The sequence below is a fragment of the Phenylobacterium sp. LH3H17 genome, assembly GCF_024298925.1.
In the GTDB taxonomy this organism is placed as follows: Bacteria; Pseudomonadota; Alphaproteobacteria; order Caulobacterales; family Caulobacteraceae; genus Phenylobacterium.
The window spans coordinates 3,105,562-3,123,154 of record NZ_CP101283.1 but is presented as its reverse complement, the minus strand read 5'-3'; the positions used below and the strand labels follow the sequence as shown (position 1 = coordinate 3,123,154).

Sequence of the window (17,593 nt, the reverse complement as noted above, 5' to 3'; positions counted from 1 at the left end):
CGCGGCTTGTCTTGTCTTCAGGAGAATGATCATGCGCGTCTACTACGACCGCGACGCCGACCTCGCCCGCATCCTGGACAAGAAGATCGCCATCGTAGGCTATGGCAGCCAGGGCCGCGCGCACGCGCTGAACCTGAAGGATTCCGGCGTGAAGAACGTGGTCGTGGCCCTGCGCCCCGGCTCGGCGACCGCCAAGAAGGTCGAGGCCGACGGCCTGAAGGTCATGTCCGTGGCCGAGGCCGCGAAGTGGGCCGACGCCATCATGGTGCTGGCCCCCGACGAACTGCAGCGCGGCATCTACAACGAGGAAATCGCGCCCAACATCCGTGACGGCGCGGCCCTGCTGTTCGCCCACGGCCTGAACGTGCACTTCAACCTGATCGAGCCGGCCCCCGGCATCGACGTGCTGATGATCGCGCCGAAGGGCCCCGGCCACACCGTGCGTGGCGAATACCAGAAGGGCGGCGGCGTGCCGTGCCTGATCGCCATCCACCAGAACCCGACGGGCAACGCCCACGACTTCGGCCTGGCCTACGCCTCGGCCATCGGCGGCGGCCGCTCGGGCGTCATCGAGACCACCTTCCGCGAGGAATGCGAAACCGACCTGTTCGGCGAGCAGGCCGTGCTGTGCGGTGGACTGGTGGAGTTGATCCGCGCAGGCTTCGAAACCCTGGTCGAGGCGGGATACGCGCCTGAAATGGCCTATTTCGAGTGCCTGCACGAGGTGAAGCTGATCGTGGACCTGATCTACGAAGGCGGCATCGCCAACATGAACTACTCGATCTCCAACACCGCGGAGTACGGAGAGTACGTGACCGGGCCGCGCATCGTCACCGCCGAGACCAAGGCCGAGATGAAGCGCGTGCTGGAGGACATCCAGTCGGGCCGCTTCGTGCGCGACTTCATGGCCGAGAACCAGGCGGGCCAGCCCAGCTTCAAGGCCACCCGCCGCCGCGGTTCTGAACACCAGATCGAGGAAGTGGGCGGCCGCCTGCGCGCCATGATGCCCTGGATCACCAAGAACAAGCTGGTCGACACCGCGCGCAACTAGGCGCGGGTTCCAGCCCTGATTAGGAAGGCCCGGAGGCGACTCCGGGCCTTTTTCGTGGGCCCCGGGCCGGGCGCGCGTCATGGGCGCCGAGCGCGGGACGGCACTCTTGGTCTAATCTGGCCTCGTCGATTGAGTCGGGGACCCCATGAAGACCTACCGGGGACGTTTCATGCGCGAGGCGGAGCTCCGCGAGCTCGGCGTCGCCCAGGTGGGCGAGAACGTCGCGGTCCACGAAACGTGCGTGATGGTGGACCTGGAGGCCATGACCTTCGGCGACAACGTGCGGATCGATCCCTTCACCCTGCTGAGCGCGGCGGGCGGCTGGCTGCGCTTCGGCGACTTCATCCATGTGAGTTCGAACTGCTCGATCCTGGGAGGATCGGGCGTGGAGCTCGGCGACTTCGCCAACCTGTCGGCCGGGGTGAGGATCTTCTCGCGGACGGACGACTACACGGGCGAGTTCCTGACCAATCCCACTGTGCCGCCCGCCTTCACCCTGCCGCCTGCGGCGCGGCCCGTGCGCCTGGGCCGCCATGTGATCCTGGGCGCGAACACCATCGTGCTGCCGGAGGTGGAGATCGGCGAGGGGACCGCCGTCGGCGCAGGCGCCCTGATCCGTCACAGCCTGGATCCCTGGGGAATCTATGCCGGGGTTCCGGCTAAATTTCTCCGTAACCGACGGCAAGATATCATTGACCATGAGAGTCGCTTGAAGGCCGCGCTCGCGGCGGGAAAGACGGACTTGCCGGTGGCGCGTCTCTGACCGCAGACCATCTGAAGGAGGGTGGTGTTGAGCGTTCTCGATGAGATACAGGCCGACGCCCAGCCGGGCTATGCGCCATCCGTCGCGGTCATCCTGCAGAGGCTGCGGCAAGCCCTGGGAGCGGCGGCCTTCGCGGGCGTGTCCAAGTCCGACTTCGGCCTGCACACCGTCCGGCTCATCGAGGCCTCGACCCACCCTTCGGGGGTCAAGCTGCAGCTGGTCAGCGACATATCCAGCCTCAACTGGTGGTGCGGGCTGGAGCCGGGCGAGGCCTTCAGCGCCGCCCTCGCGGCCCTGGCCCGGCGGACCTATTACCAGGAGGCCCAGGCGATCCCCTACCAGCTGGAGGCCGCCGACCCCGCGGCCCTGCGGTCCCACGCGGTGTTCGTGGGACGGCTGCTCGACCTGCGGCATTCCCCGACGCGGGGCGCATTCGACTATCTGCGCGCCCTGGCGTGCGACCCAGAGAACCAGGTCGTGGACGTCTTCCATGCCGGAATCCTGTCCCCGGACCTGCAGGCCTACGCCCAGGCGCGGCTGGGGTCGGCGTTCTCCAAGCTGAGCTTCGTCTCGATCGAGAGCGATCTGAACTTCCTCGCCAAGGCGGTGGGCCGGGGGCCGCGCACCTTCCACTTCTGGTGCGAGGAGCCGTTCTTCATCCACATCAGCCTGGCGGCGCTGGTGGGGCCCACCCTGATGTTCACCTGCGGCGACGCCGCGCCGGTACAGTTCTCCGACGTCTACTGGTACTGCCAGGAGCCCGCCTACATCGAAGGGCTCTGGCGGCGGATCGGCGCGCCCCCGGCCTTCGCCGAGGCCTATCGCAAGCTCCAGAGCGCGCCGTTCCCGAACCCGGCCCCATTGCGGACCCGTAGCCGCCGCGACTTCGGGTTCCGACCCGAGGAGACGGTGATCGTCACGGTCGGCAATCGGCTGGGCGTCGACATGGACCAGGCGTTCGTCGATGGCATGGGGGCGCTGGTCCTGAGCGATCCCGACATCCGCTGGGTGGTGGTCGGCTGGATGCAGGCGTTCTGGATCGAGGCGTTCGAGTCGGTGCTGGGCTCCCAGTTCACCCACATTCCCTATGACGACGATCTGATCGGCCTGCTGGGGGTTTGCGACATCTTCGCCAATCCGTTTCGCGCGGGCGGCGGCACCACAGCCATCATGGCGATCGACGCCGGCGCCGTGGTGATGAGCCGCGGCGACCTGGGCGATGTCGGCGCCTTCGTGCCGTCTCACCACCTGACCCAGGACGTCGAGGCCTATTTCGAGGCGCTGGGCGCCCTGGCGCGCGACAAGGCGCTGCGCGCCGCGCGGCTGGCCGAACAGAAGGTCCTGCTGGCCCGGCGCCTGGACCAGGACAATTTCGCGCGCGAGCTGAGGGAACTCGTCGGCCTGGCCTTCACGCGGTTCGCCGCGCGTATCCCGACGCCCCTGGAGACGATCTTCGCCCAGCCGCAGCCGAGACGGACGGCACTCAGCGCCGGAGGACTGCCCGGACGACCGCGCTGATCTCGTCGATCGCCGTGGCGTCGAGCCCCGGCCAGCAGGGCAGGCCAAGGGTGGTGGCCGCCAGCCTCTCGGTGACGGGCAGGGCCGCCCGAGGCAGGTCGGCGAAGGCCCGGTGTCCTTGCAGGCCATGACTCCACCAGCGGCGGGTGGCGATCTCGGCCTGCGACAGGCGCGCCTCGATCTCCAGGATGGCCTCTTCCGGCGCTTCGATATTGAAGGTCGAAGCGATCCAGTCATCGCCCAGGCCCGGCGAGATCCTCAGGTCCGGCGTGTCCGCCAGGGCCGCGCGGTAGTAGCCGAGCACCGTCTGGTACTGGGCGCGTTGCAGCTTCCAGTGGTCGAGCGCGGCCAGGCCGTAGGCGGCGGCGAACTCACTGATCTTGCCATTGCCGCCGATCAGGCTGGAGTCGCGGCTGCCGTCGAAACCGAAATTGGAGCGGCGGCGGATGTCGACGATCAGGTCGGTATCGCGGCTGATCACGAAGCCGCCCTCGCCTATGCCGAGAATCTTGGTGGCGTGCAGGCTGACCACGGCGGCCGAATGGCCCACGCTCAGGGCGTCGAAGCCGGCGGCGGCGTCGAGCACGACCTCCACCCCGGTCCTGGCCTGGAAGGCGTCCCAGGCGGCGGCGTCGAGCGGCAGGCCGAAAGGCGCGACCGGCACGATGGCGGCGACCCGGTGCGATATGCGCGGCAGGGCCTCCAGCGCGATCTCCGGGGTCAGGGCCCAGGTCGCCGGATCGACGTCGACCAGAAAGGGTGTCAGGCCCGCGGCGAGCGCGGCATGGGCGGTGGCCGCGAAAGTCCAGGCGGGCATCAGGCAGTAGCGGCCACCCCTGGCCGCCGCCCGCTGCAAGGCCATGGTCAGGCCGCTGGTGGCGTTGTTGCAGGTGGCGACATGGCCGGGCCCCAGACCGAACCGGGCGGCCAGGCGGGTCTCGAACTGGGTGTTGAGCGGACCGAAGTTGGAGTAGGTGCGACTGGCGTCGATGGATCTCAGATAGGGCAGGGCCGCGGGGAGCTCGACCAGGCGCGGCCGGGCGACGGGGATGCGCGGGGCCCGCGCCAGGTCCCAAGGCTTGGCGGCCGTGCCGCTGGGCGGCGGCTGTGCGACTGCCGAATGGGTCCTGGCCATGGTTCTCGTGCCCGCGGGCGCGGCTCGCCCACCTGCGGCGCAGTGGAGCTTGTTTGGGTTGACGAGGGCTTAAGCCGACGCCGCCGCCGCGCGGCGTTGTCGCGGCTTGACCAGGAACGACCAGAGCCCGACCCCGCCCAGGCCCGCCAGGGCCAGGCCGGACAGGAAGATCGCCAGGTCGTAGGCCCGGCCGCCCACCGAGGCGGCGTGCAGGGGGAAGAAGGCGTTGTAGGCCCTCATGCCGGGCGCGAGGGCGCGGCTGTCCAGCGTCCCGATCGCCCGGCTGGTCGCGGGATCGACATAGACCAGTGTGCGGCCGTTCGGGTGCCACTCACCGGCCTGGCGCAGGCGGATGGTGGCGGGCGCGCCGGGCTTGGCGGGCCAGACGGCCATGCGCAGGGTGGCGTCGGGGAAGCGGGTCTGGGCGGCGGCGAGCGCGCGGGGCCAGTCGATGTCTCCCTGACCCGCCTTGGGCGGCTTGGCCGGTTCGATCCCGCCCGGGAAGGCGGCGGTCATCAGGGCCTGGCTCTGCTCGTGGAAGATGATCGCCCCGCCGGTCAGGCAGAGGGCGAAGACCGGCACCAGGAAGATCATGCCGGTGTCGCGGTGGGCGGCGACCATGTCCCGTCGGCGCGATGATCGCGGCCAGAGCTTCCAGCCGAAGGCGCGCCAGGACGGAAACCAGATCACCAGGCCGGTGAGGGTCAGGACGGCTCCGGCCAGGCCGACGATTCCGACCATCATCTCGCCCGGCTCGCCGGCCAGCAGCTTGTGATGCAGGTCGAAGATCCAGGCCTCGAGCCGGGCGTTCCCCCGCCAGGCGGCGACCACCCCGCCGGAGCCGTCGGCATAGGCAGAGGCCTCGTGGGCCAGGCGGACCCGGTGGACGCCGAGATCGGGGCGGGCGAAGACCAAGGTCTTGATCTCGCCCGGATAAGCCTGCTCCAGCGCCTCGGCCGCCTGTCCCAGGGCCTGGGGCGTCGCGGTCACCACCTGGCGAGCCGCGGGAAGGGTGGCCCGCAGCCAGTCGTCCTTCAGCACCAGCAGGGAGCCGGAGAGCCCCAGGACGATGAGTTGCAGCGCCAGCAGCGCGCCGGCCCAGGCATGAACGGTGCGCAGGAAGCCCATCAGAAGTCCCTGGTGACGCCGACGGCCAGCGTCCGGCCCCGGCCGGCGAAGTATCGGGCGTTGTCGGTCGGGCCCTGGGTGTCGCTGAAGTAGGTGACGTACTGCTCGTCCAACAGGTTCTGGACGCCGAGCGTCAGGGTGGCGGCCGGCGCCTTCCAGGCGACGACGGCGTCGACCAGGCCGTAGCCCTCGAAGCTGTTGAGGGCGACCTCGCCTTCGAAGTCGCGGCCATAGAACTGCTGGGCCTGCAGGCGGCCCGACCAGTCGCCGCGGGTGACTTCGGCATAGAGCAGCAGGCGGTCGGGAGCGATGTTGGCGCCGTTGAGGTCACGGTCGACCGAGCCGTCGCCGTTGCTGTCGGTGCGGCCTTCCAGGTGGGCGTAGGCGCCGCCGATGGTCAGCCAGTCGGTGGCCGCGAACCGGGCGGAGAGCTCGATCCCCTCGACCTCGGTGCGCTGGCGCTGGACCTCGAAATTGCCGCCGGCGTTCAGCACCAGCAGCGAGCCGCGGTCCGAGGTCGAGCGGAACCAGGCCGCCTGGGCCTGGAGCGGGCCGGATCCGTAGTCGAGGCCCAGTTCGACATTGTCGGAGACCACCGGGGTCACGTCGAGATAGGTGTCGACGTCGCGGCCCGGGGTGTTGATGGCCCGCAGGACCCGGCCGACGTCGGGCATGGTGAAGCCCTGGGCGTAGGAAGCGTAGGCGGTCAGGCCGTCCATGACCTCGAAGGTCGCGCCCACATTGTAGAGCGTCTCCTTGAAGCTGGGCTCGCCGCCGGCGACCTGGCGCGGACCGTAGGCGTAGAGGGTCGTGTAGTCGTCGACCTCCAGGGTGGCGTTCTCCCGGCGCACCCCGGCGGACAGGTTCAGGCGGCCCTCGAGCGCCGACTGGCGCAGCTGCAGGAAGGGCGACAGGCTCTTGTAGGTGGTCTCGGGCACCCAGAAGCGGCCGGTCAGCGCCAGGGCCTGGAAGGTCTTGTCGCGCAGGCCGTCGAGGCCTACCAGCATCCTGAAGCCGGGCAGGGCGGCGATGCCGCGCTCATAGTCGATCTTGAAGCCCTGTTTCTCGGAATTGTTGGCCGACTGGTCGAACAGGGTCCCGACCGGGGCGATGCGCGGGTCCTGGAAATCGGCGAAGGTCCCGCCGCCGAACACGCCCTCATAGTCGTGGGCATAGGCCTGCAGGGTGAGCACGCCGCCGAACAGGCCGCGGTCGCGATAGGTGACCGCCGCTGAGGTGACATCGTTGACGGTGGGCAGGCCCGGGGTTCGGCCGCGCACCGCCGTGGTGGTCAGGCCCGTGGCGCGACTGCCGTTGACCGTGACGTAGTCGTTGTCGGCCTCCAGCTCGAAGTGGTTGACCATCACTTCCACCCGCCGCAGGTCGGTCAGGTCGACCCCGGCCTTGCCGAACAGGGACCAGGACTTGGAATCCTGCAGCTCGCCCTGGGCGCCGTCGAAACCAATGCGGCGCTCGTCGGCGTCATAATAGGCCCCGCGAGCCTCGTAGGCGGCGCCGGCCACGAAGTCCCACTGGCCGAAGTCGCGGCCGACGTGGGCGGCGGTCTTCCAGCCGGTGCTGTCGCCGAAGCGGTCGGGATCGGCGCTGGCCTGGGCCAGGACCCGGCCGGTGAAGCCCTCGGTCTCCTTGGGTGTCGGGGCTGTGACGTAGTTGATCACCCCGCCGGTGGCGCCGATGCCCTGGATGGCGTTGGCGCCGAACACCACCTCGACCTTGTCGATGAAGAACGGATCGATGGTGAAGCCGTCGCGGCTGTCGTCGCGGAGCGGCGTCGACTGGGGCACTCCGTCCACCAGGTAGAGCGGCGAGCGGCCGCGCAGGGTCTCACCGAAGCCCGACAGCTTCTGGCGGGTGGGGGAGAAGGACGGCACCAGGTTGGACACCGTCTCCACGGCCGAGAAGCCGAGCGCGGTCTGGGACTGGATGGCTTCCTCGTCGATGACCTGGATGGTGGCCGGAACCGTGGAGCGCGGCGCCTCGAAGCGGGTGGCGGTGATGATCAGCTCGCCGATATCGACCGGCTGGTCGCCCCGCGCGGCGTCTCCCGCGACCTGGGCCTGGGCGGCGGTGGCGATCAGCAGGGCCCCGCAGGCGCTTCCGGCGGCGAGAATGGAACGGCGTATCACGGCGACCCTCAACGATTGTCAGGGGCCGGTGAAATCAGAGGTCTAGTTGCAAGTCAATCGCAATTGCAAAATCACCATTAGCCGGCGCGCGTCGTCCTGTAGCGGGCCACGATCACCCGACCGGCGTCGAAGCGGCGTTGGTCGGGGCCCATGATCTCGAGATGGACGTGGTCGGTCATCCCACCGGGATAGGCCGCTTGCAGGCTGTGGGCCTGGCCGACCGGGTCGCCGAGCCGCACGGTCTGGCCCACCTCGACCGTGGGATCGACATAGAAGACCCGCGCGACGTGGCCGAGCGCCGGATTGGTGATCTCCACGAAGCGAAGGTCGGGATGGTCGGCATAGGCCTGGCCGATCTTGGTGACGAAACCGGAGATCGGGGCGACGACCTCCTGACCCGAGGTCGCCGCGTAGTCGACGCCCTCGTGGTCGCGGACGCCGCCGTCACGCGAAGCTCCGAAGCGGCCTTCGCCATAGGCGTCGTGAACGCGGGGCGCCGCCCCGGTGGGGTTGGCGAAGTCGGCTTCACCGTCGCCGTCGATGTCGGCGCCGTGCCAGACCAGAACGGTCTTCACCGCGGCCGGCCTCGGCGCGAGCCTGGCGTTGACCGCCTTGACCATGGGGGCCGCCGCCTTGCCCAGGGAAGCGCTCGTCCAGCCGGTGGCGTGGGCGCCGGCGTGCAACAAGGTCGCCACCAGGACCGCCGCCCCCAAGGTGAGCCAGGTCTGAAAGAGCCGGACGCGAGCGGGATGGACGGCGTGCAGGGCCAAGGCGCGAGTCATCGTCGGCGGGGTTCCTTTTCTCTCGTGGCGGTAGCTGGCCGACTTTGCGGTCTTGCGCCCTCGCCAATGCCTAACGCGTGGATATGGGGAAGGGCGCGCGTTCTGCCGATGCGGCACGGTGACACCCCGGAATGACGGCGTTACCCGAGAGGTCATGGACATGTGCGGCGGAATTGGCGCACGATCGGTCACTTCCCACGCGAGGCCCGCATGACGGACACGAAGACCGCCGAACATCCCCTGGACCGGACCCTGAGGCTGGAGCCGCTGGGCGCGGGCCGCTACCGGGGCGCGACGACACCCGACTATTGGAACATGGCCGGGCCATTCGGCGGGACAACGGCGGCCGTCCTGCTGAAGGCGGTATTGGACCATCCCGAGCGACGGGGCCGTCCGGTGGCGCTGACGGTGAACTTCTGCGCGGCCCTGGCGCAGGGCGAGTTCGAGATCGCCGTGCGGCTGGTGCGCGACGGGCGCTCCACACAGCACTGGAACGTGGAGATGACCCAGGGCGCGAGCGTCGCCAGCACCGCCAGCGTGGTGACCGGGGCCGAGCGGGAGACCTGGAGCCACGCCTTGGCGAGCCCGCCCGAGATGCCGCCCGCCCGCGCCTTGGCGGTCATGCCCACAGAGGGGCGCAACGCCTGGCTGCAGCGCTACGAATTCCGCTACGCACGCGGCGAACCCATGCGCGCGAACGGGGCGAACCCCGAGCAGCCGGGCCCCGCCCTGTCCCAGGCCTGGGTGCGAGACACCCCGGCCCGGCCGCTGGACTACCTCGCCCTGGCGGCGCTCAGCGACACCTTCGTGGTCAAGATCCTAAACGTGCGCGGCGACGTCCCGCCGGTCGCCACGGTCTCGCTCTCCACCTATTTCATGGCCGACGAGGCAGCCCTCGCGCGGCAGGGATCCCGGCCGCTGGCGACCACCAGCGACGCGCGGGTATTCAAGCATGGCTTCAACGACCAGAGCGCCGAGCTATGGAGCGACGACGGCCAGCTACTGGCGGTGTCGCACCAGGTGGTGTGGTTCAAGGGCTGACTGAACTCAATTCCTCCCCCAGCGCGCAGCGCCATTTGGGGGAGGTGGATCGTCGCCTCTTCGCGACGAGACGGAGGGGGCTTCATCCACGGCAGGATGAGTCAAAGTCCCCCTCAGTCAGCTTCGCTGACAGCTCCCCCAGAGGGGGAGCATCTGGGTCGGCGCCGACCTCAGATCCTCCCGGTGAGCAGGATCAAGGGCTGAGACGTTCGCCGACGCTGGCCTCGAGCTCGTCCATGGTCGAGGTGAACGCGGCCTCGAGGTCCACCTCGTAAAGCCGCGCCAGCGTCATGACCGACCACAGGCAGTCGGCCAACTCGTGGGCGAGCTTGGCGTCGGCGTCGGGGATCGCGCGGACGCCCTCCTTGGCCTGGATCAGCTTCATCAGGTCGCCGACATCGCCCATGAAGCCAAGGGCGACCTCCTCGCGGGTCCATGGGCGGCCGTATCTTTGGGTTTCGAGACGCTCGTAGAGCCTGCGGATTTCCCAGGCGCGTTCCGAAAGGGCTTTGAATTCCAAGATCGCCGCGCCTCCTTCAGCGCCAGGGGATATCCGCCTCGCCGCGCAGGATCGCCTCGGCTTCGGGCGTGTGCTTGGCGCCCTCGCGAGGGTGCAGGACCAGGGCGGGCAGGAGCTGCAACGGCGCCTTGCCGGTCTTGATCGCCCTGACCAGGACCCGCTTGGCCGGGGCGTCGGCGTGGGGGTGGATGGGGCGCACCTGGAAGGAGCCGGCCTTGGGCGCCAGCAGGGCCAGGATGTCGGCCAGCCGGTCGGCGCGATGGATCAGGGTGATGGTCCCGCCCTCGCGCGTGGCCTTCAGCAGGAAACCCGTCCAGGTGGAGAGCCCGCCGTCGGCCATCCAGGCGTCGCGCTTGGCCGGGGCCGGCGCGCGCAGGGCGGCCGGATCGTCAAAGAAGGGCGGGTTGGCCATCACCGCGTCGAAGGGCGCCAGGCCCAGGGCCTTGAAGGGCCGGGCGACATCGCCATCCAGGATGGCCACGCGATCGGCGACTTGGTTCGCCGCGACGTTCTCGCGGGCCAGGGCCGCGGCGGCGGCGTCGCGCTCCAGGCCCGTGAAGCGGGCGCCCGGACGACGGACCGCTGCGGCGAGCAAGGCGCCCCCCGGCCCGCAGCCGGCTTCCAGCACCCGGGCGCCCTCGGCGGCGTCGCAGGCGGCGGCCAGGAGGGCGGCGTCCAGCCCCGCCCGATAGCCGCCGAGCGCCTGGCGGAGCAGCACCCGGCCGCCCAGCAGGCGATCCTGGGAGAGGGTCTCGGGAGAGGAAGGGTGTGGCGTGGTTTCCATGGCTCGGCGCAGAGGGCCAAGGCCCGCCTTGACCGTGCCCTATCGCGTGACCATTGTCCCCGGCAAATGACGACGCCTCCCCGCATCGTCAGGCTGCACAGGAGTTGCAAGCAGTTGGACGCAGCCAGCGCCGCCATTTCCCGCGAAAAGCCGGCCTCTATCGACGGTCTGCTGGAGCTCGCACGCCCGGACATGGCCAAGGTCGACGCCCTGATCCGCGACCGGATGCAGAGCCCGGTCTCGGTGATCCCGGCGCTCGCCGAACACCTGATCGGCGGCTCGGCCAAGCGCCTGCGTCCGCTGCTGACCATCGCCGCGGCCCGGGTGGCCGGGGCGCAGGACGATTCCTGCCTGAAACTGGCGGCGGCGGTGGAGTTCATCCACACCGCCACTCTGCTGCACGACGACGTGGTCGATTCCTCGCAGCTGCGGCGGGGCAAGGTCGCGGCCCACCTGATCTGGGGCGCGCCGGCCAGCGTCCTGGTGGGGGACTTCCTGTTCGCCCGCGCCTTCGAACTGATGGTCGAGGCCGGCTCCATGCAGGCGCTGGAGATCCTGGCCCGCGCCAGCCGCGTGATCGCCGAGGGCGAGGTGCTGCAGCTCACCCGCGCCCACGACCTGAACCTCAGCCAGGACCTCTATCTGGAGATCATCACCGCCAAGACCGCCGAACTGTTCGCCGCGGCCGCCGAGGCCGGGGCGGTCTCGGCCGGGGCGAGCCCGGCGCGCTGCAAGGCCCTGCGCCGGTTCGGTCAGGACCTGGGCCTGGCCTTCCAACTGGTCGACGACGCCCTGGACTACAGCGGCACGAGCAAAAGCCTGGGCAAGAACCCCGGCGATGACTTCCGCGAGGGCAAGGCCACCCTGCCGCTGTTGCTGGCCATCGCCCGCACGGGCGAGGCAGAGGCGGCGTTCTGGCAGCGCACCGTAGACCGTCTGGACCAGCAGGACGGCGACTTCGAGCGTGCGTCCGGCCTGATCTCCTCGTCCGGCGCCGACGACGCGACCCTCGACCTGGCCAGCGACTACGCCGTGGCCGCCAAGAGCCAACTGGCCGAGTTTGCCGCCAATAATTCCTGGCGCCCGGCCCTGGAAGACCTGGCGGACTTCGCCGTCAGCCGCCGGATGTAGGGCGAAACGTCGGAAGTCCGACGGAGGAACAAAGTGCCAGCCTGATGCGCTTCGCCACCCTGTCCAGGGAGAGATATGCGTGTTCGCCGGCCTTAGACTTTCGCAACTGGGTGCTTTCAGCCCGGAGTTTCCCGACGCCGAGGCCCTGCACAAGGGCCTGGCGCACTGGAACCACCGTCGCCTCGCCGTCGCCACGCCCGGCGCGGACTGGCGCGCGGAGATCAACGAGAACGCCCGCATGCAGCGGCTGGAGGGCGCCTATGTGGAGGCCTTCCGCGCGTGGGTCGCGCCGCTGGTCGCCGATGTCCCGACCGACCCCGCAGGCTTCATCGCCTGGTTCGAGGAACTGAAGACCTCGGGACCGGGGCAGTGGGATCCGCTGTTCGACTGGCTGGCCTGCGAGGCCGGCCTGGGGGACCTGCAGTGGTTCCTGACCCAGGAGGCCGCCGGCGAGGCAGGCTTCGACGACCTGGTCGCCATGACCCAGGTCAAGCTGCCGACCCGGCCGAAACTGGAACTGGCGCGCAACTACTGGGACGAGATGGGCCGCGGCCACGAGGGGGGCATGCACGGCCCGATGCTGGAGCGCACGACCCGCGCGCTGGGCCTGACGCCGGCCATCGACAGGACCCTGTGGCAGTCCCTGGCCCTGGCCAACACCATGACCGCCTTCGCCACCAACCGACGCTATGTCTACCAGTCGATCGGCGCCTTGGGCGCGGTGGAGCTGACCGCCCCCACCCGGGTCGGCTGCGTCGCCGAGGGTCTGAAGCGCGTGGGTGTGGCTCCGGAGGCGCGGAAGTATTTCGTGCTGCACGCCCAGCTGGACATCGAGCACTCCAAGGCCTGGAACGCCGAGGCCCTGGAGCCGCTGGTGGCCGAGACACCCGACTGCGCCCGGTTCATCGCCGAGGGCGCGCTGATGCGCCTGATCTGCGGCGAGCAGTGCTTCGAGACCTATCGCGCGCACCTATGGGCGCACGCCCACCCGGTGGTCTACGCCGCGGAATAGCTCCGCCTGGGACGAGCTTCAGGAGAGGCGCCTCAACCCGGCGAGATCATCTTCTCCGGGCGCACCAGGGCGTCGAACTCCTCGTTCGTGACATAGCCCCCGCCAACCGCTTCCTCGCGCAGGGTGGTGCCGTTCTTGTGCGCGGTCTTGGCGATCTTGGCGGCGTTGTCATAGCCGATCTTGCCGTTCAGCGCGGTCACCAGCATCAGCGAGCGCTCGAGGGCGGCCTTGATGTTGTCCTCGCGGGCCTCGATGCCCACCACGCAATTGTCGGTGAAGCTGATGGCCGCGTCGGTCATCAGGCGGCAGGACTGCAGGAAGTTGTAGGCCATCACCGGGTTGAAGACGTTCAGCTCGAAATGACCCGAGGCCCCGGCGAAGGTCAGGGTGGCGTTGTTCCCGAACACCTGGGTGCAGACCATGGTCAGGGCCTCGCACTGGGTCGGATTGACCTTGCCCGGCATGATCGAGGACCCGGGTTCGTTTTCCGGCAGGGCCAGCTCGCCGAGGCCCGAGCGGGGGCCCGAGCCCAGGAAGCGGATGTCGTTGGCGATCTTGAACAGCGAGCCGGCCATGGTGTTGATCGCCCCGTGGCTGAAGACCATGGCGTCGTGGGCGGCGAGCGCCTCGAATTTGTTGGGCGCGGTGATGAAGGGCAGGTGGGTGATGGCCGCGATCTTGGCGGCCACCAGCTCGGCGAAGCCCACCGGGGCGTTGAGGCCGGTGCCGACCGCCGTGCCGCCCTGGGCCAGCTCATAGAGGCCGTGCAGGGTGTCCTTGATCCGCCGCACGCCGTTGGCGAGCTGCTGGCGATAGCCGGAAAACTCCTGGCCCAGGGTGAGCGGCGTGGCGTCCTGGGTGTGGGTGCGACCGATCTTGATGATGTGGGCGAAGGCCTTTTCCTTGACCTTCAGCGCCGCGTGCAGGTGCTCGAGCGCCGGCATCAGCTCCTTGGCCACCTGCTCGGCGCAGGCGATGTGCATGGCCGTCGGGTAGGTGTCGTTGGACGACTGGCTCATATTGACGTGGTCGTTGGGGTGGACCGGGCTCTTGGAGCCCATAACCCCGCCCAGCATCTCGATGGCGCGGTTCGAGATCACCTCGTTGGCGTTCATGTTCGACTGGGTGCCGGAGCCGGTCTGCCAGACCACCAGCGGGAAGTGGTCGTCGAGCTTGCCGTCGATGACCTCCTGGGCGGCGGCGACGATGGCCGCGCCGATCTTCGGGTCCAGCTTGCCGAGCTCCATATTGGCCTCGGCCGCGGCGCGCTTGACGATGCCTAGCGCCCGGATCACCGGCTTGGGCTGCTTCTCCCAGCCGATCTTGAAGTTGCCGATCGAACGCTGCGACTGGGCGCCCCAGTAGACGTTCGTGGCGACCTCGATGGGGCCGAAGGTGTCGGTCTCGGTGCGGGTCGCGGTCATGGTCTCGTCTCCGGCAGAAATCTTGGGCCGGTTTAGCGAACGGGCGGGAGACTGCAAGGCGGCGTCGGACTATGGACGGTTATGGACGAGACCTGGACCCAGCACGGCAAGGTGCGCGCCCGCGAGGGCGACGGCGTCATGGAGGTGGTGGTCGATGGCCTGACCACCCAGTCCAAGTACTACAAGCCGCTGATCTACGAGTTCTTCCGCAAGGCCTGGCGCGGCTCGCGGCCAGCCTGGGGAGAGTTCTCGGTCGACATCGTGATGGAATATGTCGGCGATCCGCCATGGATCGACCTCGACAACCTGGCCAAGGCGATCCTGGACGCCATCAAGGGCTACGCCTTCCATGACGACGCCCAGGTGGCGCGGCTGCTGGTGGAGCGGCGGGCCGGCGGCCGCGAGCGGATCGCGGTCACCGTCCGGCGACTGTCGGACGTGAACCCGCTGGGGAAGCCCTACCAGCGCTGACAACGAAAACGGCCGCGCTGGGGGACAGCGCGGCCGCGATCTCGCGAACCTTCGTCTGGGGATTCAGGGTTCAGCGATACTGCTGCAACCGCGTCGTGCGCAGGCCGGCCAGGCCATGGCGGTCGATCGACTTCTGCCAGGCGAGGAATTCCTCGTTGGTCAGGGAGTAGCGCTCGCACGCCTCGTCCAGGGTGAGCAGTCCGCCGCGCACGGCGGCCACCACCTCGGCCTTGCGCCGAATGACCCAACGCCCCGTGTCGACCGGCGGCAGGTCGCCCAGCGTCAGCGGCGCACCCGTGGGGCCGATGACATAGGCCTCGCCGCGGCTGTTCGTGCGCGTTTGTTGTTGCTGCAACATGGCTTTACGCCTTTCCGACCATCACTGTTCGGATTGAACGTAACCACCGGGGCATAACATCCGGTGAATCACGATAGTAAAGGAAGCGTTTCGCATTCGGTCCCCGTGTACGAATTTGATACAGTCTAAGTTGTCAACCAGTGTTAAGGGTGGTTAACGTGAAGAATTACCGCTTAATGTTGATGAGTTCTTCCAACATCTGGTCGGCAGTAGTGATAATCTTCGAAGACGCGGAGTAAGCTTTCTGAGTGGTGATCAATCCCGTAAACTCGGCTGACAAGTCGACGGCCGAGGCCTCAAGGGCTCCGGGGGCGATTTCACCGGCTCCGGCCTCGCCCGGGTACTTCACGGAGAATTCGCCCGACGCGATCGTCGCGCGGTAGGCGTTGCCGCTCACGGCCAGCAGGCCGTCGGAGTTCGGGAAGGTCGCCAGGCCGATCTGGGCGATGCGGCGAACCTCGTTGTTGTCGAAGGTGGCGGAGACCACTCCGTCCTCGCCGACCTCGACGCCCACCACGTTGCCGACGGTGGCGCCGTCCGGATTGATCGAATTCACGGCCGAGGTGTCCGCGTACTGGGTGAGCTTGGAGAGGTCGAGGCTGATGGCCGACGCCTTAATGCCGAGACCGGCCGCCCAGCGCACGCCTGCGACGTCGGTGGAGGCGCCGATCGACAGCTGGACCGGCGAGCCGGCCGGGCCGAACAGGGTGGTGCCGCCGGAGGCCGTCAGGTTGAGGCTGCCATCGGCATTGAAGTTCACCATGCCCGAGGTGATGAGGCCGTCGGTGGCGCCGGCGATCTCGCTTGCGGGCACGGCGTAGATTTCCGCGTGCCAGGTGTTGGCCGGGGTGTCGCTCTTCAACAGCGCGACCTGGATCCGGTGGGTCCCGCCGGAGGAGTCCACGATGTTCATCTCGAGCTTGTCGAAATCAGGTTGGGTGGCCGTGGCGCTGGCCACCCCCGTCGCCGCATAGGCGGCCATCTCGCCGGCCACGTAGGTCGCCTCGGCGCCCGACACGACCTGGGTCTTATCGAGGTTGGCGTTGACCACCACGTTTTCGGTGGCCTTCACCGCGCCGCCCAGGTTCTTGATGTTGATCGAGGTCATCCGGGTCAGGTCCGAAGGACTGTCGTTGATCGTGCCGTCGGCGGCGATCGGCCAACCCTGCAGGTACAGCTTGGCGTCGTTGACCAGGAAGCCGTCGGCGTCGACGCTGAACGAGCCGGAACGGGTGAACAGCCGCGGGTCGCCCGGCAGCATGCCCGTGCCCTTGCTCGACACGACGAAGAAGCCGTCGCCGGCGATGCCGAGGTCGGTGGCGGAGGTCGCGCTCTGGATCAGCCCCTGTTGGCTGACAAACTGGCGAGTCACGGCCTGCACGCCGCCGGCCGAGTAGCGGCCCTTGACGGCCTGGGAGGTCACGACGTTGGCGAAATTGACCTGCTTGCGCTTGTAGGCGGTGGTGTTGACGTTGGCGATGTTGTCGGAGATCGCCGCCAGGGCCGACGAGTTGCTGATCAGCCCGGAGACGCCGGCGAGCATGGCGCTGTTGATGCTCATGGGATCTTGCCTTCTTTCATTGTGTCAGTGAGGCCGGTGCGCCTTTAGGCGGCCAGCGCGGTGTCTTCTTCGGGTGTGGCGTCGGCGGAAGCGGGCGGCGGAGCAGCCTCGGCCTGCCGAATGGAGGTGACCCTTTCCCAGGGGATCTTGACGCCGTTGATGGTGATCAGCGTCTTGCCGTCCACCTGCTCGACGCCTGTGACGAGCCCATCGACAAACGGCGTGGCCACAACGGCGGCGCCGGCCGAGTCCTTGGCGGTGACCCGTAGGGTATAGGTTCCGCCATTCGGCAACTGGGCGCCCGTGCGGTCCTTGCCGTTCCAGGAGAAGGTGTGATCGCCCGCGCCCTTGTCGGTGGGCTTGACCACCTGGACGACGTTCCCCTTTGCGTCGAGGACCTCGACGGTGAGCTCGGTCGCCTCGGCCGCGAGCTTGTAGTTCCACTCCGCCTTGCCGGCGGCGAGCTTGGCGTCGGCGCTGGTGGCGTTGACCTGGCGACCGATCAGGCTGACCGCGGTCTGGATGCCCGAGCCGGTGTTGCCGACGAGCTTCTCCAGGAGGTCATTGGTCAATAGCTGCTGCTCGACCCCGGTCATCTGCACGAGCTGCTGGGTGAACTGGGTGGAGTCCATCGGCGACAACGGATCCTGGTTCTTGATCTGCGCGGTCAGCAGATTGAGGAAGGTGTCGAAGCTCTCGGTCAGTCGGCTTCGGCCGGTGGCCGAGGTCGATCCCGCGCCGGTGGCTGCTGTTGCGTCGACGGCCAT

17 protein-coding genes are annotated in these 17,593 nt (G+C 68.7%); 7 read left to right on the top strand and 10 right to left on the bottom strand.

The window, feature by feature from the left end:
- Positions 1-31 precede the first annotated feature (31 nt).
- From ilvC to M9M90_RS15325, 3 genes are all read left to right on the top strand, one after another.
- Entirely contained in the window at positions 32-1,051 is a 1,020-nt protein-coding gene (ilvC, locus tag M9M90_RS15335; protein ID WP_254834091.1) for a ketol-acid reductoisomerase, read from the top strand.
- 145 nt (positions 1,052-1,196) lie between these two features.
- Complete coding sequence (locus M9M90_RS15330) at positions 1,197-1,814, top strand: acyltransferase (protein WP_254834090.1); 618 nt, start codon at positions 1,197-1,199, stop codon at positions 1,812-1,814.
- Positions 1,815-1,841: 27 nt separating this feature from the next.
- Positions 1,842-3,332 carry a hypothetical protein gene (locus M9M90_RS15325; protein WP_254834089.1) on the top strand — a complete coding sequence of 497 codons (1,491 nt, stop codon included), beginning with the start codon at positions 1,842-1,844 and terminating at the stop codon, positions 3,330-3,332.
- Here the strand turns inward: M9M90_RS15325 and M9M90_RS15320 are convergent.
- The 4 genes from M9M90_RS15320 to M9M90_RS15305 all read right to left on the bottom strand — a co-directional run bounded on the left by M9M90_RS15320 (position 3,298) and on the right by M9M90_RS15305 (position 8,524).
- Positions 3,298-4,467: a DegT/DnrJ/EryC1/StrS aminotransferase family protein gene (locus tag M9M90_RS15320; protein ID WP_254834088.1), complete on the bottom strand. Its 1,170-nt coding sequence runs from the start codon at positions 4,465-4,467 to the stop codon at positions 3,298-3,300. The two genes, M9M90_RS15325 and M9M90_RS15320, sit on opposite strands and share 35 nt — an antisense overlap.
- 69 nt (positions 4,468-4,536) lie before the next feature.
- A complete protein-coding gene (locus M9M90_RS15315; protein WP_254834087.1) occupies positions 4,537-5,595 on the bottom strand; it encodes a PepSY domain-containing protein in 1,059 nt (352 codons plus the stop codon).
- Complete coding sequence (locus tag M9M90_RS15310; RefSeq protein WP_254834086.1) at positions 5,595-7,742, bottom strand: TonB-dependent receptor; 2,148 nt, start codon at positions 7,740-7,742, stop codon at positions 5,595-5,597. The genes M9M90_RS15315 and M9M90_RS15310 overlap by 1 nt, the downstream gene beginning before the upstream one ends.
- Positions 7,743-7,819: 77 nt before the next feature.
- Positions 7,820-8,524, bottom strand: coding sequence for a M23 family metallopeptidase (locus M9M90_RS15305; RefSeq protein WP_254834085.1), 705 nt, complete (start codon positions 8,522-8,524; stop codon positions 7,820-7,822).
- A gap of 210 nt (positions 8,525-8,734) precedes the next feature.
- On the opposite strand from M9M90_RS15305, the gene M9M90_RS15300 reads away from it, so the two are divergent.
- A complete protein-coding gene (locus M9M90_RS15300; RefSeq protein ID WP_254834084.1) occupies positions 8,735-9,565 on the top strand; it encodes an acyl-CoA thioesterase II in 831 nt (276 codons plus the stop codon).
- A gap of 193 nt (positions 9,566-9,758) precedes the next feature.
- On the opposite strand, the gene M9M90_RS15295 is transcribed toward M9M90_RS15300, so the two are convergent.
- Together M9M90_RS15295 and M9M90_RS15290 are read right to left on the bottom strand one after the other, a co-directional pair.
- A complete protein-coding gene (locus M9M90_RS15295; RefSeq protein ID WP_254834083.1) occupies positions 9,759-10,085 on the bottom strand; it encodes a MazG nucleotide pyrophosphohydrolase domain-containing protein in 327 nt (108 codons plus the stop codon).
- A 16-nt stretch (positions 10,086-10,101) separates the two neighbouring features.
- The gene (locus M9M90_RS15290; protein ID WP_254834082.1) at positions 10,102-10,869 is read right to left on the bottom strand and encodes a tRNA1(Val) (adenine(37)-N6)-methyltransferase; all 768 of its coding nucleotides are present in this window, start codon (positions 10,867-10,869) and stop codon (positions 10,102-10,104) included.
- Between the two features lie 114 nt (positions 10,870-10,983).
- Between M9M90_RS15290 and M9M90_RS15285 the strand changes: the two genes are divergently transcribed.
- The gene (locus tag M9M90_RS15285; protein ID WP_254834081.1) at positions 10,984-12,000 is read left to right on the top strand and encodes a polyprenyl synthetase family protein; all 1,017 of its coding nucleotides are present in this window, start codon (positions 10,984-10,986) and stop codon (positions 11,998-12,000) included.
- 79 nt (positions 12,001-12,079) lie between these two features.
- Entirely contained in the window at positions 12,080-13,012 is a 933-nt protein-coding gene (locus tag M9M90_RS15280) for an iron-containing redox enzyme family protein (protein WP_254834080.1), read from the top strand.
- 32 nt (positions 13,013-13,044) lie between these two features.
- Here the strand turns inward: M9M90_RS15280 and fumC are convergent, their stop codons facing one another.
- Complete coding sequence (gene fumC, locus M9M90_RS15275; RefSeq protein ID WP_254834079.1) at positions 13,045-14,436, bottom strand: class II fumarate hydratase; 1,392 nt, start codon at positions 14,434-14,436, stop codon at positions 13,045-13,047.
- Between the two features lie 81 nt (positions 14,437-14,517).
- Here fumC and M9M90_RS15270 point away from each other — a divergent pair, with 81 nt between their 5' ends.
- Complete coding sequence (locus M9M90_RS15270) at positions 14,518-14,907, top strand: RusA family crossover junction endodeoxyribonuclease (RefSeq protein WP_254834078.1); 390 nt, start codon at positions 14,518-14,520, stop codon at positions 14,905-14,907.
- Between the two features lie 70 nt (positions 14,908-14,977).
- On the opposite strand, the gene M9M90_RS15265 is transcribed toward M9M90_RS15270, so the two are convergent.
- The 3 genes from M9M90_RS15265 to M9M90_RS15255 form a co-directional block, all read right to left on the bottom strand.
- The gene (locus M9M90_RS15265; RefSeq protein ID WP_254834077.1) at positions 14,978-15,265 is read right to left on the bottom strand and encodes a DUF1153 domain-containing protein; all 288 of its coding nucleotides are present in this window, start codon (positions 15,263-15,265) and stop codon (positions 14,978-14,980) included.
- A 166-nt stretch (positions 15,266-15,431) separates the two neighbouring features.
- Positions 15,432-16,826 carry a flagellar hook protein FlgE gene (locus tag M9M90_RS15260; RefSeq protein ID WP_254834076.1) on the bottom strand — a complete coding sequence of 465 codons (1,395 nt, stop codon included), beginning with the start codon at positions 16,824-16,826 and terminating at the stop codon, positions 15,432-15,434.
- Positions 16,827-16,870: 44 nt separating this feature from the next.
- Complete coding sequence (locus tag M9M90_RS15255; RefSeq protein ID WP_254834075.1) at positions 16,871-17,593, bottom strand: flagellar hook assembly protein FlgD; 723 nt, start codon at positions 17,591-17,593, stop codon at positions 16,871-16,873.

Excerpts from the sequence above, each read along its gene's own strand:
- ilvC (WP_254834091.1), top strand. The coding sequence starts at position 32 with ATGCGCGTCTACTACGACCGCGACGCCGACCTCGCCCGCATCCTGGAC.
- M9M90_RS15330 (WP_254834090.1), top strand. The coding sequence starts at position 1,197 with ATGAAGACCTACCGGGGACGTTTCATGCGCGAGGCGGAGCTCCGCGAG.
- M9M90_RS15320 (WP_254834088.1), bottom strand. The coding sequence starts at position 4,467 with ATGGCCAGGACCCATTCGGCAGTCGCACAGCCGCCGCCCAGCGGCACG.
- M9M90_RS15315 (WP_254834087.1), bottom strand. The coding sequence starts at position 5,595 with ATGGGCTTCCTGCGCACCGTTCATGCCTGGGCCGGCGCGCTGCTGGCG.
- M9M90_RS15305 (WP_254834085.1), bottom strand. The coding sequence starts at position 8,524 with ATGACTCGCGCCTTGGCCCTGCACGCCGTCCATCCCGCTCGCGTCCGG.
- M9M90_RS15300 (WP_254834084.1), top strand. The coding sequence starts at position 8,735 with ATGACGGACACGAAGACCGCCGAACATCCCCTGGACCGGACCCTGAGG.
- M9M90_RS15290 (WP_254834082.1), bottom strand. The coding sequence starts at position 10,869 with ATGGAAACCACGCCACACCCTTCCTCTCCCGAGACCCTCTCCCAGGAT.
- fumC (WP_254834079.1), bottom strand. The coding sequence starts at position 14,436 with ATGACCGCGACCCGCACCGAGACCGACACCTTCGGCCCCATCGAGGTC.
- M9M90_RS15270 (WP_254834078.1), top strand. The coding sequence starts at position 14,518 with ATGGACGAGACCTGGACCCAGCACGGCAAGGTGCGCGCCCGCGAGGGC.
- M9M90_RS15265 (WP_254834077.1), bottom strand. The coding sequence starts at position 15,265 with ATGTTGCAGCAACAACAAACGCGCACGAACAGCCGCGGCGAGGCCTAT.
- M9M90_RS15260 (WP_254834076.1), bottom strand. The coding sequence starts at position 16,826 with ATGAGCATCAACAGCGCCATGCTCGCCGGCGTCTCCGGGCTGATCAGC.
- M9M90_RS15255 (WP_254834075.1), bottom strand. The coding sequence starts at position 17,593 with ATGGCCGTCGACGCAACAGCAGCCACCGGCGCGGGATCGACCTCGGCC.